Raw genomic sequence first — 26,913 nt, 5'->3', positions numbered from 1 at the left:
GCGGAAGCGCCGTGCGGGGTGTCGCTCGCGGCCAGGCGACAGCCCGCACGTAGGCTCGTAGCGCCATGATTCGGTTCGAGAACGTCACGAAACGCTACCGCGGGACGTCGAAGCCCGCCCTCTCCGGAGTCGACTTCGAGGTGCAACGCGGGGAGTTCGTCTTCCTCGTCGGAGCCTCGGGTTCCGGCAAGTCCTCCTGTCTGCGCCTTATTCTGCGCGAAGACGTCCCGACGTCGGGGCGGGTCGCGGTGCTCGGCAGAGACCTGCGCGCGCTCGCGAACCGGAAGGTACCTTACTTCCGCCGCCACATCGGGTCGGTCTTCCAGGACTTCCGGTTGCTGCCTTCGAAGACGGTCTACCAGAACGTCGCGTTCACGCTTCAGGTGACCGGTTCGTCGCGCGGCTTCATCCAGCAGGCGGTTCCGGAGGCTCTCGCCCTCGTGGGTCTCGACGGCAAACAGAAGCGGATGCCCCACGAGCTCTCGGGTGGAGAGCAGCAGCGGGTCGCCATCGCGCGAGCCCTCGTCAACCGTCCCCAGGTTCTGCTCGCCGACGAGCCGACCGGAAACCTCGACCCCGCGACGTCGGTCGACATCATGCAGCTGCTCGCTCGCATCAACGCCGGCGGCACCACTGTGTTGATGGCCACGCACGAAGCCGGATTCGTCGACCAGATGCAGCGCCGAGTGATCGAGCTGCGTGACGGGGAGATGGTGCGCGACGAGGTGCACGGCGGATACGGCGACACCTCCAACATCCCGCGCCTCGTCCCGGAGGAGGTGCGCGGAGCGGCGGCGGCGGCTGCTCTCACCGCGGTCCAGGAGGTGCAGCGTCAGACAGCCGATCTCTCGGTGGTGCGTGCCGCGCTGGCCGAGGAGCTCAGCACTCAGCGCAAGGCGGCCGCGTCCTCCGTCGACCGCGAGGGAGAGACCGTGGTTCCCCCGGCCCCGCGCACGGTCGAACCTCCGGAGCCGGTGCATTCCCCGGAGACCGGCGCCGCGGCCGGAGTCGTGGAGCCTCCTGCTGTCGCGGAGACCCCTGCTGTCGCGGAGCCTCGTGCTGTCGTGGAACCTCCGACGGTGATCCGGCCGCGTACCCATCCGATCGCTCTGCCGACGGTGGACGTCGCCGAGCTCGGCGTCGCCGATCGCCTCGGACTCTCCGATGAAGACGACGAGGAAGTGGGCCCGACCTCATGAGAATCGGACTCATCCTGACCGAAGCCCTGGGCGGCCTGCGGCGGAACATCTCGATGGTGATCTCCGTCGTGCTCGTCACCTTCGTCTCCTTGACGTTCGTGGGCGCCGCGATCCTCATGCAGGGGCAGATCGGGGTCATGCGCGGGTACTGGGCCGAACGTGCCCAGGTGGCGGTGTACATGTGTTCGGCGGTCTCGGAATCCGAGACGTGCCTCGACGGCGCGGCGAGCGAGGAGCAGGTCGCCTCCGTCCGGGCTCAGCTCGAGGGTGACGCGCTCAAGCCGCTCATCAGCTCCATGACCTTCGATACGAAGGAAGAGACGTACGCCAAGCTCGTCGACCAGCTCGGCGCGGACCAGGCGAGCGTGCTCTCGCCCGACCAGGCGTTCGAGGTGTTCTTCGTCACGATGAAGGATCCTGGTCAGTCGCAGGTGCTCGCCGAGGCCTTCAGCGGACAGGCCGGGGTCGAGCAGGTCAAGGACCAGCTGCAGTATCTCGAGCCGTTGTTCTCCGCGTTGACGGTCGCGACCTACATCGCGGTGGGAATCGCCGTGCTCATGCTCATCGCGGCGACCCTACTGATCGGCACGACCATCCGATTGTCCGCGTATGCGAGGCGCAAGGAGATCGGCATCATGCGCTTGGTCGGAGCCTCGAACCGCTTCATCCAGACGCCGTTCGTCCTCGAGGGCGTGTTCGCCGCCTTCCTCGGCTCGGCTCTGGCCAGCGCCGCCGTCGTCGCCGGTATGCACTTCGGGGTCAACGGCTACCTGCGGGGGAGGGTGCCGTTCATCACCACATGGGTCACGATGCAGGACGCGGCTCTCGTGGTTCCCGTGCTGATCGGGATCGGCGTGATCCTCGCCGCGCTCTCCGCCGGCTTCGCGATCCGACGCTGGCTGCGTACCTGATAGCCTGAAAGGCTGCTCGGTCGGAACGATCGATCGAGCTCATCACGGCAACAGGAGAGCATCATGCCCAGGGAACGCGGAGAGAAGGTCGTCGCGACCAATCGTCGCGCACGTCACGACTACACGATCGAGAAGTCGTACGAAGCGGGGATGGTGCTCACCGGCACCGAGGTCAAGTCGCTGCGTCAGGGTCGCGCCAACCTCAGTGACGGCTATGCGTTCGTGAAGGGGAACGAGGTCTTCCTCGATTCCGTGCACATCCCCGAGTACTCGCAGGGGCACTGGACGAACCACTCGGCCAAACGCATCCGCAAGCTGCTCCTCCATCGCGAGGAGATCGCCAAGATCGCGCACGCCGTCTCGGCCGGGGGATACACCCTCATCCCGCTGAAGCTGTACTTCTCCGACGGTCGTGCCAAGGTCGAGATCGCCCTGGCGAAGGGCAAGCGCGAATACGACAAGCGGCAGACCCTGCGCGAGCGTCAGGACACCCGTGAGGCCGACCGTGCCATGCGTCTGCGCAATCGCGTGGGAGAGTAGCCCCGGGCTCTCAGGCCCCGACCCTCACGGCACTGCCGTGACGAGTCGACAGCCCGTCACGGGCGCGGGTGGAAGCCGAAGACGCGGCCGAGGAACGCCAGCTCGCGGTCGAGGGAGTCGACGATGGTCTCCGCGCTCCGGAAACCATGTCCCTCGGTGGGATAGAGGACGTACTCGTGCTCGATGCCGCGCTCTGCCAGAGCATCGCGGATCGCCTCGGACTGGGATGGAGGGACGACGCGGTCCTCGCCGCCCTGCAGAAGCAGGACGGGGACAGTGATGCGATCTGTGTGCGTGAGCGGTGAACGCTCGACGTACAGATGCTCGTACTCGGGCAGCGGGCCCACCAGACCGTCGATGTACGATGCCTCGAAGTCATGAGTCTCCGCGGCCAGCATGCGCAGGTCGGCGACGCCGTAGCGGCTGATCCCCGCGGCGAAGGCTCCGCCTCGTACCAGTGCCGACAGCACGGTCCAGCCGCCTGCCGATCCGCCGCGGATGGCCAGGCGGTCGGGGTCGGCGAGCCCGGAGGCAGCCAGGCCCCGCGCCGCCGCGATCACGTCGTCGACGTCGACGACACCCCACTGGCCGTCCAAGCGTTCGCGATAGGCACGACCATAGCCGGTGGAGCCCCCGTAGTTCACGTCGAGCACGCCGATCCCGCGGCTCGTGTAGAAGGCGATCGCTGCCGAGGCTGCCCCGGTCACATGCGCCGTCGGTCCGCCGTGGACCAGCACGACGTAGGGCGGGAGCTCGTCGTCGGGGGCCTCCTCGTCGGGGTTCGCCGGCGGATAGGCGAATGCGTGCACGGCGCCGTGCGGACCGTCGATCTCGATCGACATCGACGCCGGCATCCAGCGCGGATCGACGGGCTCCCCGCCGCGCACGGCGACGACCTCCCCCGACTCGATATCGACGCACCAGAGCCCCGCCGCCACCCGGGAACCGTTGCCGGAGAGCAGCACCCGGGTGCCGTGGACCGCATCGACGCTCACATGACCGTCGCCGGGGAACTCGATGATGCTCTCGCCCCCTCCGGTGTCGATCACGACGACGTCGTCGCGCCCGTTCGTGCGGACGGCGACGATGCGGCCGTCCTCCAACGGCTGATACCAGCGGTTGCCGAGCACCCAGAGCCCGTAGCCCGTGTCGGCATCGGACGGGGCCAGCGGCCGCGGGGATCCGGAAGGCGTCACCCCGTCGATGGCGATGCGGTGGAGTGTCCAGCGGTCATCGGCGACGTCGGCGAAGACCAGTTCCGTGTCGCTGAGCCACTCGGGCTGCAGCGCCGCTCGCGAGGGGATCGTCCGCGGGAGGCCTCCGTCGACCTCGGCGATCTGCACGCGCGCGCTCTCCCACGGCATCTTCCCCCGTTCCCAGGCGACCCACGCGGCGCGGGTCCCGTCAGGGGAGAATGCGGGGTGGGCGAAGAACCCCTCGCCCTGCACGATCACGCTGACCGCGGACTCGTCTTCTGCGGCGGAGCCGTCGAGCGGGATCTCGACGATCGCGCGGAGGTGCGGGGTGGTCGAGAGGTCTTCGCGCACGGCGAGCAGACGTCCGTCCTGCATGCGCAGACCTCCGTGCGCGGGACCGGCAGCGGTGAGCGTGACGAGATCCCCGTCGGGGGTCAGGCGGCGCACCCGCTGGTCTGAGGCGTCGACGAAGTAGAGCGTCCCCCGATCGTCCGCCGTCCAGGCGCCACCACCGTATTCGTGCACGCGGGAGCGGGCGTTCCAGGGCGCGGGGAGGACCTCGGCGCCCGTGGAACTCCGTACCGTCACCCGTCCCTTCTCGGACGGCACCGACTCACCCCACCAGATCTCCGTGCCGACGAAGCGGGCGCCGTCGATGCGAGGAGAGGACGCCGCGACTGATGCCGCGGAGAAAGGCGAAGGCCAGGAACCGTAGGGGGACGACGTCATGCTTCGAGCCTATGGGGCGCTGGCACGAGCGTCACGCGGGGCGCACACGAAGGCCCTCCAGGGAACCGGGAGGGCCTTCGTCGTGCTCTCGTCTCAGACCGCGCGGAGCACCGCCACGATCTTGCCGAGGATCACGGCTTCATCGCCCAGGATGGGCTCGAACGCCGAGTTGCGCGGGAGCAGCCACGTGTGGCCGTCGCGACGGCGCAGCACCTTGACGGTGGCCTCGCCGTCGAGCATCGCCGCGACGATCTCGCCGTTCTCGGCGCTGTTCTGCGAACGGACGACGACCCAGTCGCCGTCGCAGATGGCGGCGTCGATCATCGACTCGCCGGAGACCTTGAGCATGAACAGGTCGCCCTTGCCCACCAGCTGGCGGGGGAGCGGGAAGATCTCCTCGACCTGCTGGTCGGCGGTGATCGGCACACCCGCGGCGATTCGTCCGACGAGGGGGACGAGTGCCGCATCGCCGACCGGGGTCGCCACGTCGGCGGGGTTCTCGGTGCTGGCCCCCGGCAGGTCGATGAGCACTTCCATGGCGCGGGTCTTCCCGGGGTCGCGACGCAGATAGCCGCTGAGCTCCAACTGCCCGAGCTGGTGGGTGACGCTGGAGAGGGACTTGAGACCGACGGCGTCGCCGATCTCGCGCATGCTCGGCGGGTAGCCGTGGTGCGCGATCGAGTTCTGGATGACCTCTAGGATCGCCATCTGCTTCGGGCTGAGGCTCTTCCGGCGGCGCGTGCGCGGTGCCTCCGACTCGGGGGCAGAGTTCTCGCTCATGGTGCTCCTTCAGTGCGTGATCCGACGTCCCTCTTCGAATGTCGGAGGCCCGTGGTGGGGTGTCCTTATCGAAACCGTATCCGAGAAACGGGCCGATCTGGAAGATCTGTTCGAGCGTGTCGGCTCATTTCCGGATTCGGTTTCGAAGAATACTTGACAGATGTTCGAACTCGAAGATATCTTCGGTACGTAGCTTCGCATTCACGGCTCCCGGCCGAGACGAGAATGCGAACGCTACGCCAACTTCCCCGGCGGCCTCACCGCTCCGGGACAGGCTAAGGAGCACCACATGAGCAGCATCAGCTTCAGCACCGCAGCAGTCATTCCGGCGTCGACCCGTCCCACGACGCGACTCCGACTGACGACGCGTGGCCGCGCCGTGCTGCTGGCCTTCGCCTCGGTCCCGCTCGCGATCGGTATCGCCTTCGCGGCGCTCAGCGGTGGCAGCGCGATCGCTTCGGGAGCAGATTCGGCCGCCGTCAGCGTCGAGACCGTGACCGTCATGCCGGGAGACACCCTCTGGTCGATCGCCACCAGCGTCGCTCCCGATGCCGACCCGCGCGACGTCATCGGTGAGATCAGCCGGATGAACCTGCTGCGCGGTGGAGAACTCCAGATCGGCCAGACGCTCGCCATCCCGGCCCAGTACGTGAACTGATCCGGCGGCGGCAGCACAGCAGCAACTTTGCGTCATCGAGGCAAGGCGCCGCTTAACATGGGAAGGGTGACCCTCTCCCTCAACGATCTCCCGCTACGTGACGATCTTCGCGGATTGACGCCATACGGTGCTCCGCAAGCGCCGCTCCCGATCGCGCTCAACGTGAACGAGAACACGCATCCGATCCCCGACGCGGTGGCGAGCGACATCCTCGACGACATCGCCGTCGCGATCCGCGACGTCAACCGCTATCCGGACCGGGAGTTCACGACGCTCCGCGAGTCGTTCGCGGAGTACCTGGGGCACGGGCTCACGCCGGAGCAGATCTGGGCCGGCAACGGCTCGAACGAGGTTCTCCAGCACATCCTCCAGGCTTTCGGAGGTCCCGGGCGCACGGCGTTCGGTTTCGCGCCGACGTATTCGATGTACCCGCTCATCGCCCAGGGGACGGGAGCACGCTGGATCGCCGGCACGCGTCAGCCCGACTACACGATCACCCCGGACGAGGCTGCCGAGCAGGTGCGGGCCGCCGATCCCGATGTGGTCATCCTCTGTTCTCCCAACAACCCCACCGGCACGCCGCTCGGGCTGGACGTGATCGAAGCCGTGTACGACGCGGCCCGTGGCATCGTGATCGTGGATGAGGCGTACCAGGAGTTCGCGCCGCGCGATGCGATCTCCGCCCTGACCCTGCTCGACGGGCGCCCGCGTCTCGCCGTCTCGCGCACCATGAGCAAGGCCTTCGCCTTCGCCGGGGCCCGGGTCGGGTACCTCGCTGCCGACCCCGCCTTCATCGACGCGTTGCGCCTGGTGCGTCTGCCTTATCACCTGAGCGCTCTCACCCAGGCGGCGGCGATAGCGGCCCTGCGCAACGCCGACGTGATGCTCGCGATGGTGGAGGAGATCGTCGAGCAGCGCGATCGGATCACGGCGACCCTCGAAGCGCTCGGATACCAGCCGCACGAATCGTGGTCGAACTTCGTCCTGTTCGGCGGCGTCGCCGACCCGCGGGCCACCTGGCAGCAGCTGTACGACCGCGGCGTGCTCGTGCGCGATGTCGGCATCCCCGGACACCTCAGGGTCAGCGCGGGCACGGAGGCCGAGACCACCGCGTTCCTCGAGGCGCTGGCCTCGATAGGATCGGCTTCATGAGCACCCCCGCACTGACCCCGCGCACCGCGAACCGTGTGCGCAGCACGTCGGAGTCCACCGTCGAGCTCGAGCTGAACCTCGACGGCACCGGGGCGAGCCGTATCGACACGTCTGTGCCGTTCTTCGACCACATGCTCACCGCCTTCGCGAAGCATTCGCTGACCGACCTCACGGTGCGAGCTTCCGGCGACACGCACATCGACGCGCACCACACGGTGGAAGACGTCTCGATCGTGCTCGGCCAAGCCATTCTCGAAGCTCTCGGGGACAAGTCCGGGATCTCCCGTTACGGCGACGCGCTCGTTCCCCTCGACGAGGCACTGGCGCAGGCGGTCGTCGACATCTCCGGTCGTCCGTATCTCGTGCACACGGGAGAGCCTGAAGGCTTCGAACACCACCTCATCGGCGGGCACTTCACCGGTTCGCTGGTGCGTCACTCATTCGAGGCCATCAGTTTCAATGCCGGTCTGACCGTGCACGTGCGTGTGCTCGGCGGGCGTGATCCGCACCACATCGCCGAGGCGGAGTACAAGGCGTTCGCCCGCGCGTTCCGCGAGGCCAAGGCTCTGGATCCGCTCGTCGACGGGATCCCGTCCACGAAGGGTGCGCTGTGAGCGCAGCGCCCCGGGTCGCGGTGTTCGACTACGAGTCGGGCAACGTCCACTCGGCGGTGAAGGCGCTCGTCGCCGCCGGCGCGGATGCCGTGCTGACGCGCGACCGCGCCACCGCTCTCGAGGCGGATGGACTCGTCGTTCCCGGTGTCGGGGCGTTCCAGGCCGTCCGCGATGCCCTGCGCGCCCACGGAGGGGACGAGATCATCGATCGCCGTCTCGCCGGCGGCCGTCCGGTCCTCGGGATCTGCGTCGGGATGCAGGTCCTCTTCGAGCACGGCGTCGAGCGCGGTCACGACACCGAAGGGCTCGGCGAGTGGCCCGGCGCGGTCACCGAGCTCAATGCCCCGGTGCTGCCGCACATGGGCTGGAACACGGTCGAGCCCGGTGCCGACAGCGTGCTCTTCCGAGGCATCGAGCAGGAGCGCTTCTACTTCGTGCACTCCTACGCCGCGCAGTCCTGGGAACTCGACGTCATCCCGCCGTTCCCCGAGCCCGTTTTGACCTGGACGACGTACGGCGACCCGTTCCTCGCCGCCGTCGAGAACGGGCCGCTCTCGGCGACGCAGTTCCACCCGGAGAAGTCCGGGGAAGCCGGCATCCAGCTGCTGCGCAACTGGGTCGGAAGCCTCTGACGTCTTCGGCAGGCGTCACCCGTTTTGTTCCCCGCCGTCCGGCGGACTACCCTCGGTTCTCGTGCCCGCACCGGGCCGTAGAGCTTCCCGATCCAAGGACCCCATGAACGACTTCGCGCAGTCCCCCTCGCTCACGCTCCTTCCCGCGGTCGATGTCGCCGGGGGCAAGGCCGTCCGTCTGACCCAGGGTGAGGCCGGAACCGAGACCAGCTACGGCGACCCGTTGGATGCCGCAGGGGAGTGGGTGGCGCAGGGAGCGAAGTGGATCCACCTCGTCGACCTCGACGCCGCATTCGGCCGTGGCAGCAACGCGCCGATCCTGCGCAAGGTCATCAAGCAGTTCAAGGGTGTGAGCATCGAGCTCTCCGGAGGCATCCGCGACGATGCGACGTTGGAGGCGGCTCTGGAGAGCGGCGCCACCCGGATCAACCTGGGCACGGCCGCGCTGGAGAACCCGGAGTGGGCGGCCGATGTGATCGGCCGTTACGGCGAGGCGATCGCGGTCGGCCTCGACGTCCGGGGGACGACGCTCGCCGCCCGCGGATGGACCAAGGAGGGCGGTGACCTCTGGGAGGTGCTCGACCGCCTCGAAGACGCCGGCTGCAGCCGTTATGTCGTCACCGACGTCACGAAGGACGGCACTCTTCGCGGCCCCAACATCGAACTTCTCCGCGAGGTCACCTCACGTACCCCGAAACCGGTCGTCGCATCCGGCGGGATCTCGAGCCTCGACGACATCGCCGCGCTCCGCGAGCTCGTGCCGCTGGGCGTCGAAGGTGCGATCGTCGGCAAGGCACTCTACGCCGGCGCGTTCACGCTGGCTGAGGCTCTGGATGTCGCAGGAGACTGACGCGCACGCCTGTGGGCCGGAATCGCACAACCACGGCGATTCGGCGGGCGTCCCCTGGGAGGGGCGCAGCTTCGAGTCGAATCCGCACGCGTCGGACGACGGTTCCGCCGATCCCGCTCTGCTGGCCGCGCTGCTGCGGTTCCGTGCGGGTGAAGGCAGCCAGGTCGACGTGGTCGACGCCTTCCGTACCGCGCGCGTGCTGATTCCGCTTATCGCCGAGAAGGGTGAGGAGGGGGTCGCGCCGAGCGGTCTCACCGTCGACAAGACGCAGGAACTGTCCATCGTGACGGTCGCGGCGCCTGACGGCCGGCGCGTGCAGCCGGTCTTCTCGTCCGTGCAGGCGATGCAGGCATGGGATCCGACCGCGCGACCGATCCCCGTCGAGGCCGTTCGAGCCGCGTTGGCGGCGTCGGCGGAGGACACCGATCTCATCGTTCTCGACCCGACGTCAGAGACGGAGTTCGTGATCCGGCGTCCCGCGGTCTGGGCGATCGCTCAGGAGCAGCGCTGGGAGCCCAGCTTCCTGTCGACAGAGGTGTTCACGGCTCTCCAGGAGAGCGTGGCGCACGAACTGGCAGTGATCGACGTGGCGGTGGCTGCGGGCGATCCCGACGCGCGGCTCCGGGGCCCCGAGCTGATCGTGGTCCTCGAGCTCGTCGACGGTCTGGAGCGTGAGGTGCTCGATGCCGTGCTCTCGCGTCTCGCTCAGCGCTGGGCGTCCGATGATCGCATCGCTGTGCTCGCCGACTCGCTGACCGTGAAGCTCCGCCGCAGCGTCTGAGAGCGTTCGCTACGATCGGGGCATGTCCCGCGGTCTGATGCGAGTCCTCGTCGTGGTCGCGCTCCTGGGTGGTGCCGCGACCGGCACCACGGGTTGCTATACCGCGTGCCCGGCGATCGGCTACGTCAACGGGGTGGTCGTCGACGTGAGCGTATTCCCGGAGACAGCGGCCATCCAGTTCTGCGTGGACGCGGAGTGCTCACCGGCGCCGGGGGAGGACGAGACCGTCTCGACCAACCTGTTCGCGGCGTCCCGTGAGGACGACGGGACCTGGCGGCTCATGTTCGACATGTCGACACCCGAGGACGTCGACATCCGCCTGTTCGACGCGCAGGGCACCGTCATCCACGAATCCGAGGAACCGATCGCCTGGACCCACGCTGATGGCCCGTGCGGCGGCCCCTCCACTGCGGACCCCCTGATCCTGGAGCCCTGATCCTTCATCGCCGGAGATGACGCTCTCCACGTCGGACCGCGGGCGGGAACGGGAACGCGTCTCCGCAGGGAGGTGCGCGGTCCGATCGCTGCTGCCGGTGCTGATAGCGTCGGAGATCCGTGCAGGAAGTGAGGAGGTGGTATCCGTGAACGAAGTGACGTCGGTGCTCCTCCGGGGAGTCACGGTCGGGCGATAGGTCGTCCGGGAGCGCCGCATATCAGCAGCACTCCCGAAAGGCATGACCATGCACTTCACGTCTGAACAGAACCTCGACGGCGGCCTCACCGAGCGCGAATTCACCATCGGTGACATCTCCGGCATCATGTGGACGCCGCCAGCCGCTTCCTCCTCCGCGCCGGTTCCCCTCATCCTGATGGGCCAACCCGGCGGAATCGGCATGCGAAGAATGTACTCCCGCCTGGCGGCGCGAGCGCGCAGCGCGGCGGCGCAAGGCTTCGCTGCGATCTCGATCGAGGCGCCCGGAGCGGGCGACCGAACGCCGCTGCCTGGCGCGGCGGCGGCGCGGGCCGACCTCGTTCGTGCGATCTCTGTCGGCGAAGAGCCGGGCGAGGAGGTCATCGACCAGCTGATACTTCCTCTCGTCGATCAGGCGGTGCCGGAATGGCAGACCACGCTCGACGAGGCTCTTGCCCTTCCCGAGATCGGCGAGCGGACGGCATTCTCCGGTGGGGTGATCGCAATCGGAGTACGTCTCGCCGCGATCGACTCACGCATCGTCGCGGCAGGCCTCTTCGCCGGAAGCTATGTGCCCCGTACGACGTTGGAGGAGGCGCGTCGGGTCACCATCCCGCTGCATGTCCTCCTGCAATGGGATGACGAGGGCAACGAGCGCCGGATGGCGCTCGACCTGTTCGACGCCTTCGGATCGACTGAGAAGACGCTCTACGCCAACATGGGCGGCCACACGGGCGTCCCGCAGTTCGCCGGCGAGGATGCCGCGCGCTTCTTCGCCCGCCATCTCGGCTCTGTCGGCGGCGGAGAATGCGCGGCTTCGTGAGCCCGTCGGTTGCGCAGGTCTCACACCTGCGCCGAAGCTAGTTGACCGGTCCGGTCCACTTCTCGCCCGGGCCCTTGCCGATCGGGTCGGGGATCGTGGAGGCCTCGCGGAAGGCGAGCTGCAGTGAACGAAGGCCGTCGCGCAGGGAGCGCGCGTGCATATCGCTGATCTCCGGAGCGCCGGCGGTGATGAGTCCGGCGAGGGCGTTGATGAGCTTGCGCGCTTCGTCGAGGTCGATCTGCGCCGCGGCGTCCGGATCGTCGGCGAGCCCGAGCTTGACGGCTGCCGCGCTCATGAGGTGCACGGCGGCGGTGGTGATCACCTCGACGGCGGGTACATCGGCGATGTCTCGTGTGGCCGACGATGCGGCCTCCTCCTGACGTGCCCAGCGCTCTTCGCGCTCGCGTGCAGCCTCGTCCGGTGCCTGGTTCGTCACTTCGCCTTGCTTTCTGTTAGACTTTGGCGGGCTCCGGAGCGTCATGCTCCGGATCGAAAGAGGATTCACTTCCCACCCGCGCTTGCCGTTCAAGGCTACCGGGTCTTGCACTCCACCGGCTCCGTTCGCAAGACGGACCCGGCAGGTAGGGTGCGGAGCCGGCGTCTGAATGCCGGTGGGCGGGGACGATTCCGATTTCGCCCGTGATGCAGACAGCATCGCGGTGGCCGAATCACATCGTCTAAGGAGTTCCGCATCAGCGATCCCCGTACCAATGAGCGCATCCGCGTCCCCGAGGTCCGCCTCGTCGGCCCCGCGGGTGAGCAGATCGGCGTCGTCCGCATCGAGGCAGCGCTGCGCCTCGCGCAGGAAGCCGATCTCGACCTCGTCGAGGTCGCCCCCAACTCGAAGCCGCCCGTCGTCAAGATCATGGACTACGGCAAGTTCAAGTACGAGGCCGCCCAGAAGGAAAAGGAAGCTCGCCGCAACCAGGCGAACACGATCCTCAAGGAAGTCCGTTTCCGTCTGAAGATCGAGGCCCACGACTACACGACCAAGCTCAAGCGCGCCGAGGGGTTCCTCAAGGCCGGCGACAAGGTCAAGGCCATGATCCTTTTCCGTGGTCGTGAGCAGTCGCGTCCCGAGCAGGGTGTTCGTCTGCTGCGCAAGTTCGCCGAAGACGTGGCCGAGCTCGGCACGGTCGAGTCGAACCCGACCATCGACGGTCGCAACATGGTCATGATCGTGGCGCCGCTCAAGAGCAAGTCCGAGGCCAAGCAGGAGCAGAATGCGGTTCGTGACGCGCAGCGCGCGGCGAACAAGCAGGCTTCGCGCGACGCGAAGAACGAGTCGGACGCACCGGCCGCAGCTCCGGCGGAGTGACTCCCGCCCCCAGAACTCCCGCACCGCGGGTTGACACCGTCGCCTGAGAAGGCGCCATACGAAGGAAGAGAAGATGCCGAAGCAGAAGACCCACTCGGGTGCTAAGAAGCGCTTCAAGATCACCGGAAGCGGAAAGCTGAAGAAGCAGCAGGCCGGGATGCGCCACAACCTCGAGCACAAGTCGAGCCGTCGCACCCGTCGTCTGAACCAGGACCAGGTGCTGTCGAAGGCTGACACCAAGGTCGCGAAGAAGCTTCTCGGTCGCTGACGCGCGCCGAACGCACGAATAGGAACACAGGAAAATGGCAAGAGTCAAGCGGGCAGTAAACGCCCACAAGAAGCGCCGGGTCATCCTCGAGCGCGCCTCCGGTTACCGCGGACAGCGTTCGCGCCTGTACCGGAAGGCCAAAGAGCAGGTCATCCACTCGCTGGTCTACTCGTACCGTGACCGTCGCAAGCGCAAGGGTGACTTCCGTCGCCTGTGGATCCAGCGCATCAACGCTGCGGCTCGCCAGAACGGCATGACCTACAACCGCTTCATCCAGGGCCTCGGCATCGCCGGTGTCACGGTGGACCGTCGCATGCTCGCCGACCTCGCGGTCAACGACGCGGCGACGTTCACGACGCTGGTCGAGACGGCGAAGAAGGCTCTGCCCTCCGACGTCAACGCACCGAAGTCGGCTGCGTAAGCACCTCTTCACACAGGGCGCTCTCCTTCGGGAGGGCGCCCTGTGGCGTTTCTGGATGCACTGCGGCCCACGGCCCGCGTGACTCCCATGTCGATCAGGGAGGTCGCGGCGACCGCGATCGCGTACACGGCGAGGTCCCGCAGGTCGAAGCCCGAGCCGAGGACGAGTCGGATCGGCGGGAACATCGCTCCCCATTCGCGCGGAAGGCCGGTGAGCTGGAGCAGCTCGACGCCGGCGCAGACCACGAAGGACAGGAACGCCACAGCGGGACGAGGCCATCGCGGGGCGACGAGGGCCACGAGCAGGTAGATGAGCACGGCGTACAGCGCGTCGCCCGCGATGTCGCCGACCGCACCGCTCATGCCGCGATGGACGACCAGACCGATCCCGACCGTCGCGACAGCGAGAACGGCGAGGGCGACCCGCCGACGAGAGGTGTTCGCAGCAGCGCTGTGGGTCATCCCGGCACCTTATCCCGATGGTGCGGGAACCAGCCCGGCGTTCCCTAGACTGTGATCGTGCTGGAGAACCCCCGTTCGCCCCGAGTCCGAGCCGTCGCGAAGCTGACCAAACGAAGCGCGAGGACCGAGACGGGCCTGTTCCTTCTGGAAGGCCCGCAGTCCGTGCGCGAAGCGCTCACCTATCGTCCCGAGGCGATCGTCGAGCTGTTCGCGACGCCTAACGGGTGGGAGCGGCACCCCGACATCCGCGCGAAGGCCGCCGATGCCGACATCGACGTCGAGTACGTCACCGAGTACGTCCTCAACGCGATGGCCGACACCGTCACTCCGCAGGGACTCGTGGCGGTGGTGCAGCAGACACCGACCTCCGTGCGCGACATCTTCGACGCCGCGCCGCGACTGGTGGCGATCTGCGAAGAGGTGCGCGATCCCGGCAATCTCGGCACGATCATCCGGGCGGCGGATGCGGCGGGCGCCGATGCCGTCGTGCTCACGGGACGAACCGTCGATCCGTACAACCCGAAGGTGGTGCGTGCCACGACGGGTTCGCTGTTCCACCTCCCGGTGTCGGTCGGGGGAGACCTCGCCGATGTCGTCAAGCGCGCACACGATGCAGGTCTCCGCATCCTCGCAGCCGATGTGAAGGGTGACGATCTCCTGGAGGCGCGCGCCGAGGGCGTGCTCGCCGAGCCCACCGGATGGCTCTTCGGGAACGAGGCGCGGGGGCTCGAAGACGATGCGCTGGCCCTCGCCGACCAGGTGCTCAAGCTGCCCATCTTCGGTCGTGCCGAATCCCTCAACCTGGCGACGGCCGCCAGCGTGTGCCTCTACGAGAGTGCATTTGCACAGCGTGCGTCCGCTCGCGACTGAGTTCTCGGGCGCCGAGGGAAGCAGGAAGCGGAGTCGATGAGGATTCTGATCGTCGAGGACGACGACCGGGTCGCCGGGGCGCTCGAGGCCTTCCTCGGACGGTCGGGATACGCGACTGTGCGCGCGGCGGACGGCGCTGCCGCGCTGGGCATGCTGGGAGCCGACACCGAGGTGGTCCTCCTCGACCTCGGTCTCCCCGACATCGACGGCGTCGACCTGTGCCGTCGCATCCGGGGGCGCTCGGAGGTTCCGATCGTGATCGTGACCGCCCGCAACCAGGTCGCCGAACGCATCAAGGGACTGCGCGCGGGCGCGGATGACTTCGTCGTGAAGCCCTATGACGTGCACGAGCTCCTCGCCAGGATCGAGGCGGTCACCCGGAGGTCGAGGCCGATGAGACCGGAGGCCGACGCCCGGGTGCTGCTGCACGACGGCCATGTCGACATCGACCTCGTCGCCCGTCAGGTGCTCGTCGACGGCACGGCGATCGACCTCACACGCAAGGAGTTCGACATCGTCGCCGTCCTCGCCCGATACCCGGGGGTGGCGGTGCCGAAGGAGCGCCTGATCCGTGAGGTATGGAACACCGACTGGCGCGGGTTCGGGCACTCGCTCGAGGTGCACGTCGGAGCGATCAGGAAGAAGACCGGAGTCCGTGGGGTCATCGAGACCGTGCGCGGAGTCGGCTACCGTCTTGCGGGGTCCTGAGCCATGCGGCGCCGTCTGATCATCGTCTTCCTCGTGCCGCTCGTCGCGATCCTGGCCGCGCTCGGCGGCGCAGCCGGATGGAGTGCGGCGCACAGCGTCCAGCAGGCGTTCTACACGCAGCAGCTCGGCGACCTCGGGTATTTCGTCACGAGTGCGCGTCAGGCCCTGCGGTCCGGCAGCGCCGCCGTGATCGACGCCGAGGTGGCGCGCTTCCGCGAGGTGTACGGAATCGAGGTCACGGTCTTCGATCTCGGCGGCAATGTCTGGGCGGCGGGGGAGCAGGACCCGGCCGCGCTCCCGGACGAGGACGCCGAGCGGGTCAGACTCGCGCTTTCCGGGCGGCGTGCCGAGCAGCCGACGGTCCTGTTCCCGTGGACCGTCGCGGACGCCGCCCTGGCCGAGCCGGTGTTCGACGACGGGGACGTGATCGGTGCCGTGCTGGTGGCCGGAGATGTGGAGGCGCCGCGCGCGGCGATCCTCCAGCAGATCCTGCTCATCTCGGCGATCGCGCTGGTGCTGGTCGCCCTCGGGGTGCTGCTCGTGTTCCGGCTCGCCCGGTGGGTGCTGTCGCCGGTGCGACGGCTCGACGAGGCGATGGTGGCGATCGAGCGGGGCGAGATGGACGCGCGTGTCGCCGCCGACGACGGTCCGCCGGAGCTGCGCCGCATGGCGCAGGTCTTCAACGGCATGGCCGACGAGATCGAGCGTGTGATGACGCGGCAGCAGGAGTTCGCGCTGAATGCCTCCCACGAGCTGCGCAACCCCCTCAACGCCCTGCTCCTGCGCGTCGAGCATCTGGCGACGGGACTGGGGAAGGAGTGGCAGGGTGATGTCGAGGAGACGCGGGAAGAGGGGCGACGGATGACCCGCATCCTCGAAACGCTCCTCGGGCTGGCTCGTGGGGGACGAGGCGACTCGACCATCTCGGCGGTCGACCTCGCGACGCTCGCCGCTCGCCGACGGGACGCGTGGCGCGACGTCGCCGCCCAGCGCGGGGTCGTCTTGCGTGCCACGGGGGTTTCGCCGGTGATGAGCGTGACCGACCGGACGATCGTGGAGAGTGCGCTGGATGCGGTGATCGACAACGCCGTGAAGTTCTCTCCCGAGGGCGCGCCGATCGAGATCGGTGCGGAACGCGAGGGCCAGGTCTGCCGGATCACCGTCCGCGATCACGGTCCGGGGCTGACGGAGGAGCAGGCCGCGGCGGCGACCGACCGGTTCTGGCGCAGTGCCGACAGCGGGGACACCCCGGGGTCCGGACTCGGCCTCGCCATCGCGAGTGACCTGCTCGCCACGGTCGGCGGCGAATTGGCCGTCGCTGCGGCGGAGGGCGGCGGTCTCGCTGTCACACTCGTGCTCCACGATGGGACGACCCCGTGACGGCCGGCGTGCGACGGTTGCTCGCCGGCGCGAGCGCTCTCCTGCTGGCGGTCGGCGTGACCGCGTGCAGTCCGCGTGCGAGCGAGTGGACGGACGAGGAGTACGCCATCGCCAGCGGCGGGTCCACCGGCGTCTACTACGACTACGGCAGCCACCTGGCCGAAGACCTGTCGGACTCGTTGGATATCCGGATGGTCGCGCAGGAGACGGCGGGTTCCGTCGACAACCTGCTGCGGGTGAGTTCGGGGGAGGCGCTGATCGGGTTCGCGCAGGGAGACGCCGCGGCAGACGCGGTGGCGGGCTCCGGCGCCTTCGACCATCCGCTGGAGGTGCAGGCCCTCGCCCGCCTGTACGACGAGTACGTGCAGGTCGTCGTACGCGGAGAGTCGGAGATCTCGGGTATCGGGGATCTGGCCGGCCGCACCATCTCCCTCGGTGCGGAGAACTCCGGGGTGAACGTGATCGCCGCTCGGGTGCTGGATGCGGCAGGTGTCGATCTCGGCTCCGTGCGCAATCCCCAGCTCGACCTCAGCGAGTCGATCGAGGCGATGGAGCGTGGCGACATCGACGGCTTCTTCTGGGTCGGCGGGCTGCCCACCCCGGGGGTGGCCGAGCTCTCGGAGAGGTCATCGGTCCGCCTGCTCCCGATCGAGCAGGAGTGGGTCAACGAGGTGAACGAACGGTACTCGCACGCGTACCGACCGGCCGACGTCCCGGCCGGCACCTACGGCCTGCAGGATTCCGCGCCCACGATGGCCGTTCCCAACTATCTCGTCACCGCAGCCTCCACCCCGGACGCCGTCGCTCGTGACGTGCTCGCCGGATTGTTCGATGCACGTCTGCGCATCGCGGGGGAGGTGCCGACCGCCGCGCTGCTGGACCGGCGTTCGGCGATCTTCACCGGCCCCGTCCCGCTGCACCCCGGGGCAGCCGACTACTACCGGGATCAGCGCGGCTGACTGCTCAAGAAATGCTCAAGAAGTCTGACACCGTGGGTGGCGCTCTGCCATTGTGAGGTCGATCGCGCACGATCGTCGCCTGTTGCTCAACTGTCGTTGGGGAGCTGCAGCAGGACGATTCCGCGGCCCGTGGGGGCGGGCCGCGGGGTACCCATGCACAGCAGCATTGGTGCCGCGATCAGGTGATTACGAACGTGTAAATCTCACCGAGGTGCCTGGAGACCCGCGTCCGACGTGGCTAGTTTGGAGAAATGATGACCTCTGATACCCCGCTTGTCGTGGTCGAGAACGTCCAGAAGCACTACGGCGACTTCCAGGCGCTCACCGACATCGACCTGACCGTCAACTCGGGAGAGGTCGTCGTCGTGATCGGCCCGTCCGGCTCCGGCAAGTCGACCCTGTGCCGCACGATCAACCGCCTCGAGACGATCACGAGCGGCACCATCCGCATCGACGGCAAGGAGCTGCCGGCAGAGGGGAAGGGACTCGCCCACCTGCGTGCGGACGTCGGCATGGTCTTCCAGTCCTTCAATCTCTTCGCACACCTCACGATCCTCGAGAACGTGACCCTCGGCCCGATCAAGGTCCGCGGCCTCAAGAAGGCGGATGCCGAGAAGGAGGCGATGGTGCTGCTCGAACGCGTGGGCGTGGCGCAGCAGGCATCGAAGCTCCCGGCCCAGCTGTCCGGCGGGCAGCAGCAGCGCGTGGCGATCGCCCGCGCCCTCGCGATGCAGCCCAAGGTGATGCTGTTCGACGAGCCGACCAGCGCCCTCGACCCCGAGATGATCAACGAGGTCCTCGACGTCATGGTCGAGCTGGCCCAGGACGGCATGACGATGATCGTCGTCACCCATGAGATGGGCTTCGCCCGCAAGGCCGCCGACCGCGTCGTCTTCATGGCCGACGGACGGATCGTGGAGGAGGCGACTCCCGAGGAGTTCTTCACGCACCCGAAGAGCGACCGCGCCAAGGACTTCCTCTCGAAGCTCCTCACGCACTGACGCCCCCGCACCGACCACACAGACCCTGCACACACAGCACACGAAGGAGACGCACATGCGACGCACACGGACACTGGCAGGTATCGGAATCGCAGCGGCCGCGCTGCTGGCGCTCACGGCCTGCAACAGCGGCACGCCGTCCAGCACAGGAGCCCCGGAGGGCGGCGACGAGGGCGACACCTCCAGCAGCACGCCGTGGACCGTGCTGACCGACGTCAGCATCGAGGGAAGCCCGACGTTCGACCGGATCGAGTCGGCAGGCACGGTCAAGGTCGGCGTCAAGGAGGACCAGCCGGGTCTGGGGTACCTCGACCCGGTGACCGGCGACCGCACCGGATTCGACGTCGACATCGCCCGCTGGATGGCGGCATCGCTCGGCGTCGACCCGGAGAAGATCGAGTTCCAGGCGATCGCCTCCGCGAACCGCGAGCAGGCCATCGTGAACGGCGATATCGACTACTACGTCGGCACGTACTCGATCACCGACAAGCGCAAGGAGCAGATCTCGTTCGCCGGGCCGTACTTCGTCACGGGTCAGGGCCTCCTCGTCGGTGCCGACAGCGACATCAAGAGCGTCGATGACCTGAGCGCGGAGACGACCGTCTGCTCGGCGACCGGCTCGACGCCGATCCAGAACATCAAGACGAACTACCCCGACGTGCCCACCAAGGAGTACGACACGTACTCGAAGTGCGTCGAGGACCTCAAGAACGGTCAGGTCGACGCCGTCACGACCGACGAGGCGATCCTCATCGGCTACGCGGCCCAGGACCCGGACAAGCTGAAGGTCGTCGGAGAGCCCTTCAGCGAGGAGCGCTACGGCATCGGACTCGCCAAGGGCGACGACGCTCTGGCCGAGTACTTCAACACGCAGCTGACCGACGGCGGCAAGATCTGGCAGCAGATCTTCGACAACAACCTCGGCGCGTCCGGCGTCAAGGCGACCCAGCCCGAGGTCGACCCGATCGGTTGATCCCGGCGGGGCGGTCGACCCGGTCGACCGCCCCGCTCATCGGCACGAACCACCCGAGAACCCGAATCGACAGGAGCAGCAGTGGGAGTCATCACCGACCACCTCGACCTCTGGGGAGAGGCACTGTGGGGAACCATCGTGCTGTTCCTGGGTGGCGGCATCATCGCGCTGATCCTCGGACTGATCGTCGGAGCCGCGCGTGTGTCTCCGGTTCCGATCGCCCGCGCCGTCGGCGGCGTGTACGTCAACTGGATCCGCAACACCCCGCTGACGCTCGTCATGTTCTTCTTCGCGTTCTGCCTCCCGATCCTGCTGGGGGAGCGGGTGAACCCCCTGCCTCTGGCAGTGGCCGCTCTCGGCATCTACACCGCGACGTACGTCGCCGAGGCGCTGCGAGCCGGCATCAACACCGTGCCCGTCGGCCAGGCCGAGGCGGCGCGAGCGATCGGCCTGAACTTCGGACAGGTCATGCGCTACGTCGTGCTGCCGCAGGCGACGCGCTCCGTCGTCCCGCCCATGATGAGCGTCCTCATCGCCCTCATGAAGAACACCACTGTGGCTGCGGGCTTCTCCGTCGCCAACCTGGGGACCATCCGGGCGGCATTGAGCGAACAGGGGGAGAACGCTCTGGCCGTGCTGCTCTGGGTCATGGTCGTCTTCGTGGTCCTGGTGCTGCTGCTCGCCTGGGTGCAGCGCGTTCTCGAGAACAAGTGGAGGATCGCGCGATGAGTTCCGTTCTTTTCGACGTCCCCGGCCCCCGTGCCATCGCCCGCAACCGGCTCATCGGAGCCGCCACGGTCCTCGTCGTCCTCGCCGTGCTCGGCTGGGTCGTGTGGAGGCTGTTCGCCACCGGACAGTTCTCCGCCGAGAAGTGGAACATCTTCACGTTCTCCGCCGTCTGGGTCCGCTTCGGCGAAGGGCTGCTGGCCACGCTGGCCGCCTTCGCGGTCGCCGGCGTCGGGTCCATCGCCCTCGGCTTCCTGCTCGGCATCGGCCGCCTGTCGGAGCACGCCTGGGTGCGTGAGCCCGTCCGGTGGATCATCGAGGTGCTGCGAGCGGTGCCCGTGCTCATCCTGATGATGCTGCTGTACTACGGCCTTCCCGTGATCGGCGTGAAGATGCCGCCGTATTGGGCCGTCGTGATCGCTCTGATCGTGTACAACGGCTCCGTGCTCGCCGAGGTGCTGCGTGCCGGCATCGAATCGCTGCCGCGCGGGCAGAAGGAAGCCGGCTATGCGATCGGACTCCGGAAGACCGGGGTGATGTACTTCATCCTGATCCCGCAAGCCGTGCGGGCCATGATGCCGGTGATCATCGCGCAGCTCGTCGTGGCGCTCAAGGACACCGCGCTCGGATTCATCATCACGTACCAGGAGCTCCTCTACGTCATCAACCAGATCGGCAACCAGGCGCCTTACGGGTCCCCGCTGATCCCCGCGGCGATCGTCGGCGGATCGATGTACGTGGCCGTGTGTCTCCTGCTCTCCTACATCGCCTACCGCCTCCAGCGCCGTGCCAAGCGCTCGCCGAAGGCCGGGCCGGCGGTACCGGATCCCCGTCAGCACGGGGGCGAGACGAACACCTCGCTCATCGTCCTGCAGGGCGACGGGTCCGAGGCGTCGCGCTGATCCGCGAAAGCGACCCACGCGCCCCCGGTAGACTCGATTCTCGTGTCAGAGTCTCCTGAAATCACCCCGGAAGCGGTCGAAGCCGCTGTCGCCGACGCCCTCGCGGCGATCGCCGCAGCCACCGACACCGCCGAGCTGAAAGCGGCTCGTGCCGCACACGTCGCCGACGGATCGCCGCTCGCGGTCCTGAATGCCTCGATGCGACAGGTCGCCCCCGAGAACAAGGCCGCTTTCGGCAAGCTCGTGGGTCAGGGACGCGGGCGGGTGACGCAGGCGCTGGCGGCGAAGGAAGCCGAACTGGCGGAGGCCGAGGTCGCTGCGCGGCTCGAGGCCGAGCGGGTCGACATCACCGCCGTGCCGTCGCGCACCCGCGTCGGTGCCCGGCACCCGCTCACCCTGCTCCAGGACCAGGTCTGCGACATCTTCGTCGGCATGGGATGGGAGATCGCGGAGGGGCCGGAGCTCGAGCACGAGTGGTTCAACTTCGACGCCCTGAACTTCGATGTCGACCACCCCGCCCGTCAGGAGCAGGATACGTTCTACGTCGACCCCACCTCCCGCCATCTCGTGATGCGCACGCACACGAGCCCGGTGCAGGTGCGTTCGATGCTCGACCGCGAGGTGCCGATCTACGTGCTGTGCCCCGGCCGCGTGTACCGCACCGACGAGTTCGACGCCACGCACCTGCCGGTGTTCACCCAGTTCGAGGGACTCGTGATCGACAAGGGCATCACGATGGCGCACCTCAAGGGCACACTCGATCACTTCGCGAAGCAGCTCTTCGGGCCCGAGGCCAAGACGCGCTTCCGCACCAACTACTTCCCCTTCACCGAGCCCTCCGCCGAACTCGACCTGTGGCACCCGACCTTCAAGGGCGGCGCGCGCTGGATCGAATGGGGCGGCTGCGGCATGGTCAACCCGAACGTGCTGCGCGCCGCCGGGATCGACCCCGAGGTGTACAGCGGCTTCGCGTTCGGCATGGGCATCGAGCGGGGACTGATGTTCCGCAGCGACGTCCAGGACATGCGCGACATGGCCGAGGGCGATGTCCGATTCAGCGAGCAGTACGGGATGGTGGTGTGATGCGCGTCCCGCTTTCGTGGTTGCGTGAGTACGTCGATCTGGCAGCGGATGCCACGCCCGAGGACGTCCTCGCGGCACTGGTGACCGTCGGATTCGAAGAAGAGGATGTGCACCGCTTCGACATCACCGGTCCCGTGGTCGTCGGACAGGTCGTCTCGCTCGAGGCCGAGCCGCAGTCGAACGGCAAGACCATCAACTGGTGCCAGGTCGACGTCGGCGAGGCGAACGGCGGCATCCGCGGGATCGTCTGCGGTGCGCACAACTTCGTCGCCGGTGACAAGGTCGTCGTGACGCTGCCCGGTGCCGTGCTTCCCGGTCCGTTCCCGATCGCCGCCCGCAAGACCTACGGTCACGTGTCGGACGGCATGATCGCGTCGGCGCGCGAGCTCGGCCTGGGCGATGAGCACAACGGCATCGTGGTGCTGTCCGATCTCGGCATCGACGCGCCCGTCGGCACCGACGCGATCGCTCTGCTCGGCCTCGATGACGTCGCGGTGGAGATCAACGTCACTCCCGACCGTGGATATGCCTTCTCGCTCCGCGGCGTGGCCCGTGAGTACGCGCATGCCACCGGTGCGACCTTCCGCGACCCGGCCGAGCGCGACTTCGCCGAGCTCCAGCCCGGGTCCGGGCACACGACCGTGGTCGATGACGTCGCACCCGTGCGCGGGAACGTGGGTGCGAGCGAGTTCGTGACCCGCGTCGTCCGCGGTGTCGACCCCTCACGTCCGACGCCGCCGTGGATGGTCGCCCGGCTGAGTCTTGCGGGCATGCGCTCGCTCGGCGTGCTGATCGACATCACCAACTACGTGATGCTCGAGCTCGGCCAGCCGCTGCACGGCTACGACCTCGACAAGCTCACGGGCGGCATCACGGTGCGCCGCGCCACTCCCGGCGAGAAGATGACCACGCTCGACGGCGTCGAGCGCGCTCTGCACGCGGAAGACCTCCTCATCACCGACGAGTCCGGCCCGATCGGCCTTGCCGGCGTCATGGGCGGTGGCACGACCGAGATGAGCGACACCACGCGGAACGTGCTGATCGAGGCGGCGAACTTCGACCCCACGACCATCGCCCGCTCGGCACGTCGACACAAGCTGCCCAGTGAGGCGTCCAAGCGCTTCGAACGCGGTGTCGACCCGCTGATCCCGTTCGTGGCCGCCCGCCGAGCTGCCGACCTCATGGTCGAGCTCGCCGGCGGCACGCTCACGGAGGAGGGTGGCGCGCTGTTCACCGAGGTCTTCGTCGGCGAGATCGAGCTCCCCGCCGGATTCGTGCAGGGGCTCATCGGCGTCGACTACTCCGACGACGAGATCACCGGTGCGCTGACCACCATCGGTGCCGATGTCACGGCGTCGGATGCGGGTTCCGGCTGGAGCGTGATCCCGCCGACCTGGCGGCCCGACCTCACCGACAAGTGGACGCTCGCGGAGGAGGTCGCCCGCATCCACGGGCTCGACCGCATCCCCTCGGTGCTGCCGACGCCCCCGTCCGGTCGCGGCCTCACCGCCGACCAGCAGGGTCGTCGACGCGTAGCCGATGCCCTGGCTGCTGCCGGTCTCGTCGAGACGCCGTCGTTCCCGTTCACCACCGAGGCGCAGAACGACCTCCACGGCTCTGCATCGGGTGAACACCTCCCGAGCATCCGCCTGGCGAATCCACTCGACGGGCAGGCGCCGTATCTGCGTCGTTCGCTCATTCCCGGTCTGCTGCAGACCGCGCACCGCAACATCTCGCGCGGACTCACCGACCTGGCGATCTTCGAGACCGGCGTGGTCTTCCTGCCCGAGCCGGGCGTGGAGTACGGCACGGACGAGGTGCCGCCGCTGGGCGAGCGCCCGTCCGATGAGACGCTCGCCGCCCTGAACGCGTCGATCCCGCCGCAGCACCGGTTCATCTCCGCGCTGCTCACCGGCCTTGTCTCCCCGCGTCAGCCCGGTCGTCCCGCCGAAGCCGCAGGCCTCGCCGAGGCACTGGACGCGGTCCGCGTCATCGCGGCGGCGGCCGGCGTCGACATCGACGTGGTCCAGGCCGAGCGTGCGGCCCTGCACCCCGGACGCACCGGATCGCTCCGGGTCGCCGGGGAAGAGGTCGGCTACGTCGGTGAGCTGCATCCCGCTGTGGCGGAGGGCGCCGACCTTCCGGGGCGCGCGACCGTGTTCGAGGTCGACCTCGACCGCATCCTGTCGCTCGCCGGTGGTCGGGTCGTCGCGGCCTCGCTGTCGACGTTCCCCGCTGCCACGCAGGACGTCTCGCTCACGCTGCCGGCAGACGTTCCGGCCGCGGATGTGCAGGCGGCTCTCGCCGAGGGTGCCGGTGCGCTGCTGGAATCGGTGCGTCTCGTCGACGACTATCGCGGGGAGGGCGTGCCGGACGGCTCGAAGAGCCTGACGTTCGCCCTGCGCTTCCGTGCCGACGATCGCACGCTCACGGCGGCCGAGGCCACCGCGGCCAAGCTCGCCGGTGTCGAGGTCGCTGGGCAGCGCTTCGGCGCCGCACTGCGCGACTGAGCACGGGAGCACGACGCACCGCGCCGTGGGACGTACCGTGTCGTCGGTCAGACGATTCCGGTCGGCGCCGGAGTACCGTGGCGGGATGAGAATCCTCCCCCAGGGCACTCCGGCCGCCGTCCCGGATGACGCGCGGCCGCTCGGAGAAGGACCGTTCCTCGAGTCGGGCATGCAGATCGACTGGCACTATCGGAAGCCGGGATGGCAGCCGGGGGAGCCCTCCAGGATCGCTCCGATGCGGGTGGTGCGCGACGACGAACGGGGGCTCGTCGCATGGCTCGCGCCCGGAACGCTGCAGGAGGCTCCGGGAGCTCTCGGCGGACAGCGAGTGCGTGAAGTACCGCTCGCGCGTCGCTGGCTCGAGCCGCGGACGCGCATCGTCGAGCCCTGGCGCGGGAACGGCGTGCTGTGCATCGCCCCCGCCGGGCTGCCATGGTCGGTCTGGTTGTTCTGGAGCGACACCACAGGCCCGGACTGGTCCTTCGCCGGCTGGTACGTGAACCTCGAGAACGCACATCTGCGCACCGATCACGACACCTACTCGTCCGACCACATCCTCGACGTCGAGATCGATCCGGAGGGCGGCATCCACCTCAAAGACGAGGACGAGCTCGTCGCCGCGATCCAGCAGGGGCGTCTCAGCCCCGAGCAGGCGGCGCAGATCGAGCGGCACGCGGACGCGGCCATCGCCTCGTTCGAGTCCGGTGACTGGCCGTTCGACGTCGCGTGGACACGTTGGCAGCCCGATCCCGCGTGGAGCGTCCCGGTGCTCGCGGGCCTGGATCGTCTGAGCACGCCCCCCGATCTGCTCTGAAGCGATCTGCTGTGGGCGGAGGAGGTTCCGCAGAGATCCGCCACCTGATGACATGGAATCATGACGGATGTTCTGATCCTCGGCGGTACGGGCTGGCTCTCCGGGCGCATCGCCCGGAGGTGGGTCGACGAAGGCGCCGCGGTCACGTGTCTCGGCCGCGGTTCCCGTCCGGCCCCCGAGGGTGCCGTGCTCGTGCGCGGCGATCGTGAGGATGCCGACGTCTATGCCGATCTCTCGCGGCGGGACTGGGATCACGTCGTGGACGTCTCGTCCCAGGCGGTGCAGGTCGAGACCGCGGTCGATGCGCTCGGCGATCGGGCGGGACGCTGGAGCTACGTATCGTCCGTCTCGGTGTACTCCGATGACGAGACGGTCGGAGCAGATGAGTCGACGCCGCGACATCCGGCTGCGAGCCCGGGTGATGAGTACGACTACGGTGCGCAGAAGGCAGCAGCCGAAGATGCTGTCCTGCGCCTGGGGGAGCGCGGCTTCATCGTGCGCCCTGGGCTCATCGTGGGCGACGGCGACCCCAGCGACCGGTTCGGGTACTGGGCGGCGGCGTTCGCGCGAGCAGGCTCGGAAGCCGTGCTGCTGCCGCCGCTCGAGGGAAGGAGCACGCAGGTCATCGATGTCGACGATCTCGCGGCGTACATCGTCACGGCCACACGCAGCGGCGTGGTCAACGGCGTGGGCGATGAGCACCCCCTCACCGATGTGCTGGGTGCGGTGCGCCTCGCGGCCGGTCACACCGGCTCCGTGTACGTCGCGGACGAGGGATGGCTCCGTGCGCACGACGTCGAGTACTGGGCGGGGCCGCGGTCCCTGCCGCTGTGGCTGCCGACCGACATGAGTGGCTTCATGACCCGCTCGAATCGCGCATTCTACGCGAGCGGCGGGCGGCTTCGTCCGCTCACGGACACGATCGAGCGCGTCGTCGCCGACGAACGGTCACGAGGCGTCGACCGGGAGCGCCATGCCGGCCTCACACGGGCAGAGGAGAGGGCTCTGCTGAGCGATCGCTAG

General features: G+C 68.3%; 30 protein-coding genes. 26 read left to right on the top strand and 4 right to left on the bottom strand.

What is annotated here, in order from left to right; genetic code table 11:
• Positions 1-65 precede the first annotated feature (65 nt).
• The 3 genes from ftsE (at position 66) to smpB (ending at position 2,650) form a co-directional block, all read left to right on the top strand.
• Positions 66-1,199: a cell division ATP-binding protein FtsE gene (gene ftsE / locus DW307_RS15920; RefSeq protein WP_021199786.1), complete on the top strand. Its 1,134-nt coding sequence runs from the start codon at positions 66-68 to the stop codon at positions 1,197-1,199.
• Complete coding sequence (gene ftsX / locus DW307_RS15915) at positions 1,196-2,110, top strand: permease-like cell division protein FtsX (RefSeq protein WP_029260601.1); 915 nt, start codon at positions 1,196-1,198, stop codon at positions 2,108-2,110. Before ftsE ends, ftsX begins: the two co-directional genes overlap by 4 nt.
• Positions 2,111-2,173: 63 nt before the next feature.
• Positions 2,174-2,650 carry an SsrA-binding protein SmpB gene (gene smpB / locus DW307_RS15910; protein ID WP_021199784.1) on the top strand — a complete coding sequence of 159 codons (477 nt, stop codon included), beginning with the start codon at positions 2,174-2,176 and terminating at the stop codon, positions 2,648-2,650.
• 56 nt (positions 2,651-2,706) lie between these two features.
• Here smpB and DW307_RS15905 read toward each other — a convergent pair whose 3' ends face one another.
• Entirely contained in the window at positions 2,707-4,575 is a 1,869-nt protein-coding gene (locus DW307_RS15905; protein WP_136025196.1) for a S9 family peptidase, read from the bottom strand.
• A gap of 93 nt (positions 4,576-4,668) precedes the next feature.
• A complete protein-coding gene (lexA, locus tag DW307_RS15900; RefSeq protein ID WP_021199782.1) occupies positions 4,669-5,355 on the bottom strand; it encodes a transcriptional repressor LexA in 687 nt (228 codons plus the stop codon).
• Positions 5,356-5,644: 289 nt separating this feature from the next.
• Here lexA and DW307_RS15895 point away from each other — a divergent pair, with 289 nt between their 5' ends.
• From DW307_RS15895 to DW307_RS15860, 8 genes are all read left to right on the top strand, one after another.
• Positions 5,645-6,013 carry a LysM peptidoglycan-binding domain-containing protein gene (locus tag DW307_RS15895; protein ID WP_021199781.1) on the top strand — a complete coding sequence of 123 codons (369 nt, stop codon included), beginning with the start codon at positions 5,645-5,647 and terminating at the stop codon, positions 6,011-6,013.
• Positions 6,014-6,070: 57 nt separating this feature from the next.
• Entirely contained in the window at positions 6,071-7,165 is a 1,095-nt protein-coding gene (locus tag DW307_RS15890; protein WP_029260603.1) for a histidinol-phosphate transaminase, read from the top strand.
• On the top strand, positions 7,162-7,779 hold the full coding sequence (hisB, locus tag DW307_RS15885) for an imidazoleglycerol-phosphate dehydratase HisB (protein ID WP_021199779.1): 618 nt from the start codon (positions 7,162-7,164) through the stop codon (positions 7,777-7,779). The genes DW307_RS15890 and hisB overlap by 4 nt, the downstream gene beginning before the upstream one ends.
• Positions 7,776-8,411, top strand: coding sequence for an imidazole glycerol phosphate synthase subunit HisH (gene hisH, locus DW307_RS15880; protein WP_021199778.1), 636 nt, complete (start codon positions 7,776-7,778; stop codon positions 8,409-8,411). Before hisB ends, hisH begins: the two co-directional genes overlap by 4 nt.
• A 103-nt stretch (positions 8,412-8,514) precedes the next feature.
• Complete coding sequence (gene priA, locus DW307_RS15875; RefSeq protein WP_021199777.1) at positions 8,515-9,261, top strand: bifunctional 1-(5-phosphoribosyl)-5-((5-phosphoribosylamino)methylideneamino)imidazole-4-carboxamide isomerase/phosphoribosylanthranilate isomerase PriA; 747 nt, start codon at positions 8,515-8,517, stop codon at positions 9,259-9,261.
• Positions 9,245-10,042, top strand: coding sequence for an SseB family protein (locus tag DW307_RS15870; RefSeq protein WP_136025195.1), 798 nt, complete (start codon positions 9,245-9,247; stop codon positions 10,040-10,042). Before priA ends, DW307_RS15870 begins: the two co-directional genes overlap by 17 nt.
• Before the next feature lie 22 nt (positions 10,043-10,064).
• On the top strand, positions 10,065-10,478 hold the full coding sequence (locus DW307_RS18185; protein WP_029260606.1) for a hypothetical protein: 414 nt from the start codon (positions 10,065-10,067) through the stop codon (positions 10,476-10,478).
• A 244-nt stretch (positions 10,479-10,722) separates the two neighbouring features.
• The gene (locus DW307_RS15860; protein WP_136025193.1) at positions 10,723-11,496 is read left to right on the top strand and encodes an alpha/beta hydrolase; all 774 of its coding nucleotides are present in this window, start codon (positions 10,723-10,725) and stop codon (positions 11,494-11,496) included.
• A 37-nt stretch (positions 11,497-11,533) separates the two neighbouring features.
• On the opposite strand, the gene DW307_RS15855 is transcribed toward DW307_RS15860, so the two are convergent.
• On the bottom strand, positions 11,534-11,932 hold the full coding sequence (locus DW307_RS15855; RefSeq protein WP_017828562.1) for a DUF1844 domain-containing protein: 399 nt from the start codon (positions 11,930-11,932) through the stop codon (positions 11,534-11,536).
• Positions 11,933-12,187: 255 nt separating this feature from the next.
• On the opposite strand from DW307_RS15855, the gene infC reads away from it, so the two are divergent.
• The 3 genes from infC (at position 12,188) to rplT (ending at position 13,503) form a co-directional block, all read left to right on the top strand.
• A complete protein-coding gene (gene infC / locus DW307_RS15850; RefSeq protein WP_096359486.1) occupies positions 12,188-12,814 on the top strand; it encodes a translation initiation factor IF-3 in 627 nt (208 codons plus the stop codon).
• 73 nt (positions 12,815-12,887) lie between these two features.
• Positions 12,888-13,082 carry a 50S ribosomal protein L35 gene (rpmI, locus tag DW307_RS15845; RefSeq protein ID WP_017828564.1) on the top strand — a complete coding sequence of 65 codons (195 nt, stop codon included), beginning with the start codon at positions 12,888-12,890 and terminating at the stop codon, positions 13,080-13,082.
• Between the two features lie 34 nt (positions 13,083-13,116).
• Positions 13,117-13,503 carry a 50S ribosomal protein L20 gene (gene rplT, locus DW307_RS15840; protein ID WP_021199772.1) on the top strand — a complete coding sequence of 129 codons (387 nt, stop codon included), beginning with the start codon at positions 13,117-13,119 and terminating at the stop codon, positions 13,501-13,503.
• Positions 13,504-13,511: 8 nt separating this feature from the next.
• On the opposite strand, the gene DW307_RS15835 is transcribed toward rplT, so the two are convergent.
• A complete protein-coding gene (locus tag DW307_RS15835) occupies positions 13,512-13,964 on the bottom strand; it encodes a ribosomal maturation YjgA family protein (RefSeq protein ID WP_081860203.1) in 453 nt (150 codons plus the stop codon).
• A 57-nt stretch (positions 13,965-14,021) separates the two neighbouring features.
• Between DW307_RS15835 and DW307_RS15830 the strand changes: the two genes are divergently transcribed.
• From DW307_RS15830 to DW307_RS15775, 12 genes are all read left to right on the top strand, one after another.
• Positions 14,022-14,834: a TrmH family RNA methyltransferase gene (locus tag DW307_RS15830; protein ID WP_136025192.1), complete on the top strand. Its 813-nt coding sequence runs from the start codon at positions 14,022-14,024 to the stop codon at positions 14,832-14,834.
• Positions 14,835-14,870: 36 nt separating this feature from the next.
• A complete protein-coding gene (locus DW307_RS15825; protein WP_021199769.1) occupies positions 14,871-15,542 on the top strand; it encodes a response regulator transcription factor in 672 nt (223 codons plus the stop codon).
• Between the two features lie 3 nt (positions 15,543-15,545).
• Entirely contained in the window at positions 15,546-16,922 is a 1,377-nt protein-coding gene (locus DW307_RS15820; protein ID WP_021199768.1) for a sensor histidine kinase, read from the top strand.
• Entirely contained in the window at positions 16,919-17,881 is a 963-nt protein-coding gene (locus DW307_RS15815; RefSeq protein WP_021199767.1) for a TAXI family TRAP transporter solute-binding subunit, read from the top strand. The genes DW307_RS15820 and DW307_RS15815 overlap by 4 nt, the downstream gene beginning before the upstream one ends.
• Positions 17,882-18,135: 254 nt before the next feature.
• A complete protein-coding gene (locus DW307_RS15810) occupies positions 18,136-18,882 on the top strand; it encodes an amino acid ABC transporter ATP-binding protein (protein WP_029260612.1) in 747 nt (248 codons plus the stop codon).
• A gap of 55 nt (positions 18,883-18,937) precedes the next feature.
• The gene (locus tag DW307_RS15805; RefSeq protein ID WP_021199765.1) at positions 18,938-19,855 is read left to right on the top strand and encodes a glutamate ABC transporter substrate-binding protein; all 918 of its coding nucleotides are present in this window, start codon (positions 18,938-18,940) and stop codon (positions 19,853-19,855) included.
• Positions 19,856-19,936: 81 nt separating this feature from the next.
• Positions 19,937-20,584 (top strand): amino acid ABC transporter permease, encoded by a 648-nt coding sequence (locus DW307_RS15800; RefSeq protein ID WP_136025191.1) that lies wholly within the window; start codon positions 19,937-19,939, stop codon positions 20,582-20,584.
• Entirely contained in the window at positions 20,581-21,483 is a 903-nt protein-coding gene (locus tag DW307_RS15795; protein ID WP_021199763.1) for an amino acid ABC transporter permease, read from the top strand. Before DW307_RS15800 ends, DW307_RS15795 begins: the two co-directional genes overlap by 4 nt.
• A gap of 42 nt (positions 21,484-21,525) precedes the next feature.
• On the top strand, positions 21,526-22,566 hold the full coding sequence (pheS, locus tag DW307_RS15790) for a phenylalanine--tRNA ligase subunit alpha (RefSeq protein ID WP_021199762.1): 1,041 nt from the start codon (positions 21,526-21,528) through the stop codon (positions 22,564-22,566).
• The gene (pheT, locus tag DW307_RS15785; RefSeq protein WP_136025190.1) at positions 22,566-25,076 is read left to right on the top strand and encodes a phenylalanine--tRNA ligase subunit beta; all 2,511 of its coding nucleotides are present in this window, start codon (positions 22,566-22,568) and stop codon (positions 25,074-25,076) included. Before pheS ends, pheT begins: the two co-directional genes overlap by 1 nt.
• 85 nt (positions 25,077-25,161) lie before the next feature.
• The gene (locus DW307_RS15780; protein WP_136025189.1) at positions 25,162-25,890 is read left to right on the top strand and encodes a DUF402 domain-containing protein; all 729 of its coding nucleotides are present in this window, start codon (positions 25,162-25,164) and stop codon (positions 25,888-25,890) included.
• Positions 25,891-25,950: 60 nt separating this feature from the next.
• Positions 25,951-26,913, top strand: a complete 963-nt coding sequence (locus tag DW307_RS15775) for an NAD-dependent epimerase/dehydratase family protein (protein WP_136025188.1) — start codon at positions 25,951-25,953, stop codon at positions 26,911-26,913.

The sequence above is a fragment of the Microbacterium sp. K27 genome, from assembly GCF_004794435.1.
Taxonomy (GTDB): Bacteria; Actinomycetota; Actinomycetes; order Actinomycetales; family Microbacteriaceae; genus Microbacterium; species Microbacterium maritypicum_A.
Note: the sequence above shows the minus strand (reverse complement) of the source record. Positions and strands in the feature narration are given on the sequence as shown.

Bases quoted from the DNA above. Each gene is read 5' to 3' on its own strand.
- DW307_RS15890 (WP_029260603.1), top strand. From the start codon at position 6,071: ATGGGAAGGGTGACCCTCTCCCTCAACGATCTCCCGCTACGTGACGAT.
- DW307_RS15820 (WP_021199768.1), top strand. From the start codon at position 15,546: ATGCGGCGCCGTCTGATCATCGTCTTCCTCGTGCCGCTCGTCGCGATC.
- DW307_RS15795 (WP_021199763.1), top strand. From the start codon at position 20,581: ATGAGTTCCGTTCTTTTCGACGTCCCCGGCCCCCGTGCCATCGCCCGC.
- hisB (WP_021199779.1), top strand. From the start codon at position 7,162: ATGAGCACCCCCGCACTGACCCCGCGCACCGCGAACCGTGTGCGCAGC.
- DW307_RS15825 (WP_021199769.1), top strand. From the start codon at position 14,871: ATGAGGATTCTGATCGTCGAGGACGACGACCGGGTCGCCGGGGCGCTC.
- lexA (WP_021199782.1), bottom strand. From the start codon at position 5,355: ATGAGCGAGAACTCTGCCCCCGAGTCGGAGGCACCGCGCACGCGCCGC.
- DW307_RS15775 (WP_136025188.1), top strand. From the start codon at position 25,951: ATGACGGATGTTCTGATCCTCGGCGGTACGGGCTGGCTCTCCGGGCGC.
- priA (WP_021199777.1), top strand. From the start codon at position 8,515: ATGAACGACTTCGCGCAGTCCCCCTCGCTCACGCTCCTTCCCGCGGTC.
- DW307_RS15895 (WP_021199781.1), top strand. From the start codon at position 5,645: ATGAGCAGCATCAGCTTCAGCACCGCAGCAGTCATTCCGGCGTCGACC.
- DW307_RS15860 (WP_136025193.1), top strand. From the start codon at position 10,723: ATGCACTTCACGTCTGAACAGAACCTCGACGGCGGCCTCACCGAGCGC.
- DW307_RS15905 (WP_136025196.1), bottom strand. From the start codon at position 4,575: ATGACGTCGTCCCCCTACGGTTCCTGGCCTTCGCCTTTCTCCGCGGCA.
- DW307_RS15805 (WP_021199765.1), top strand. From the start codon at position 18,938: ATGCGACGCACACGGACACTGGCAGGTATCGGAATCGCAGCGGCCGCG.
- DW307_RS15810 (WP_029260612.1), top strand. From the start codon at position 18,136: ATGACCTCTGATACCCCGCTTGTCGTGGTCGAGAACGTCCAGAAGCAC.
- rplT (WP_021199772.1), top strand. From the start codon at position 13,117: ATGGCAAGAGTCAAGCGGGCAGTAAACGCCCACAAGAAGCGCCGGGTC.
- DW307_RS15870 (WP_136025195.1), top strand. From the start codon at position 9,245: ATGTCGCAGGAGACTGACGCGCACGCCTGTGGGCCGGAATCGCACAAC.
- smpB (WP_021199784.1), top strand. From the start codon at position 2,174: ATGCCCAGGGAACGCGGAGAGAAGGTCGTCGCGACCAATCGTCGCGCA.
- ftsE (WP_021199786.1), top strand. From the start codon at position 66: ATGATTCGGTTCGAGAACGTCACGAAACGCTACCGCGGGACGTCGAAG.
- pheT (WP_136025190.1), top strand. From the start codon at position 22,566: ATGCGCGTCCCGCTTTCGTGGTTGCGTGAGTACGTCGATCTGGCAGCG.
- DW307_RS15835 (WP_081860203.1), bottom strand. From the start codon at position 13,964: ATGACCCACAGCGCTGCTGCGAACACCTCTCGTCGGCGGGTCGCCCTC.
- DW307_RS15780 (WP_136025189.1), top strand. From the start codon at position 25,162: ATGAGAATCCTCCCCCAGGGCACTCCGGCCGCCGTCCCGGATGACGCG.
- DW307_RS18185 (WP_029260606.1), top strand. From the start codon at position 10,065: ATGTCCCGCGGTCTGATGCGAGTCCTCGTCGTGGTCGCGCTCCTGGGT.
- rpmI (WP_017828564.1), top strand. From the start codon at position 12,888: ATGCCGAAGCAGAAGACCCACTCGGGTGCTAAGAAGCGCTTCAAGATC.
- ftsX (WP_029260601.1), top strand. From the start codon at position 1,196: ATGAGAATCGGACTCATCCTGACCGAAGCCCTGGGCGGCCTGCGGCGG.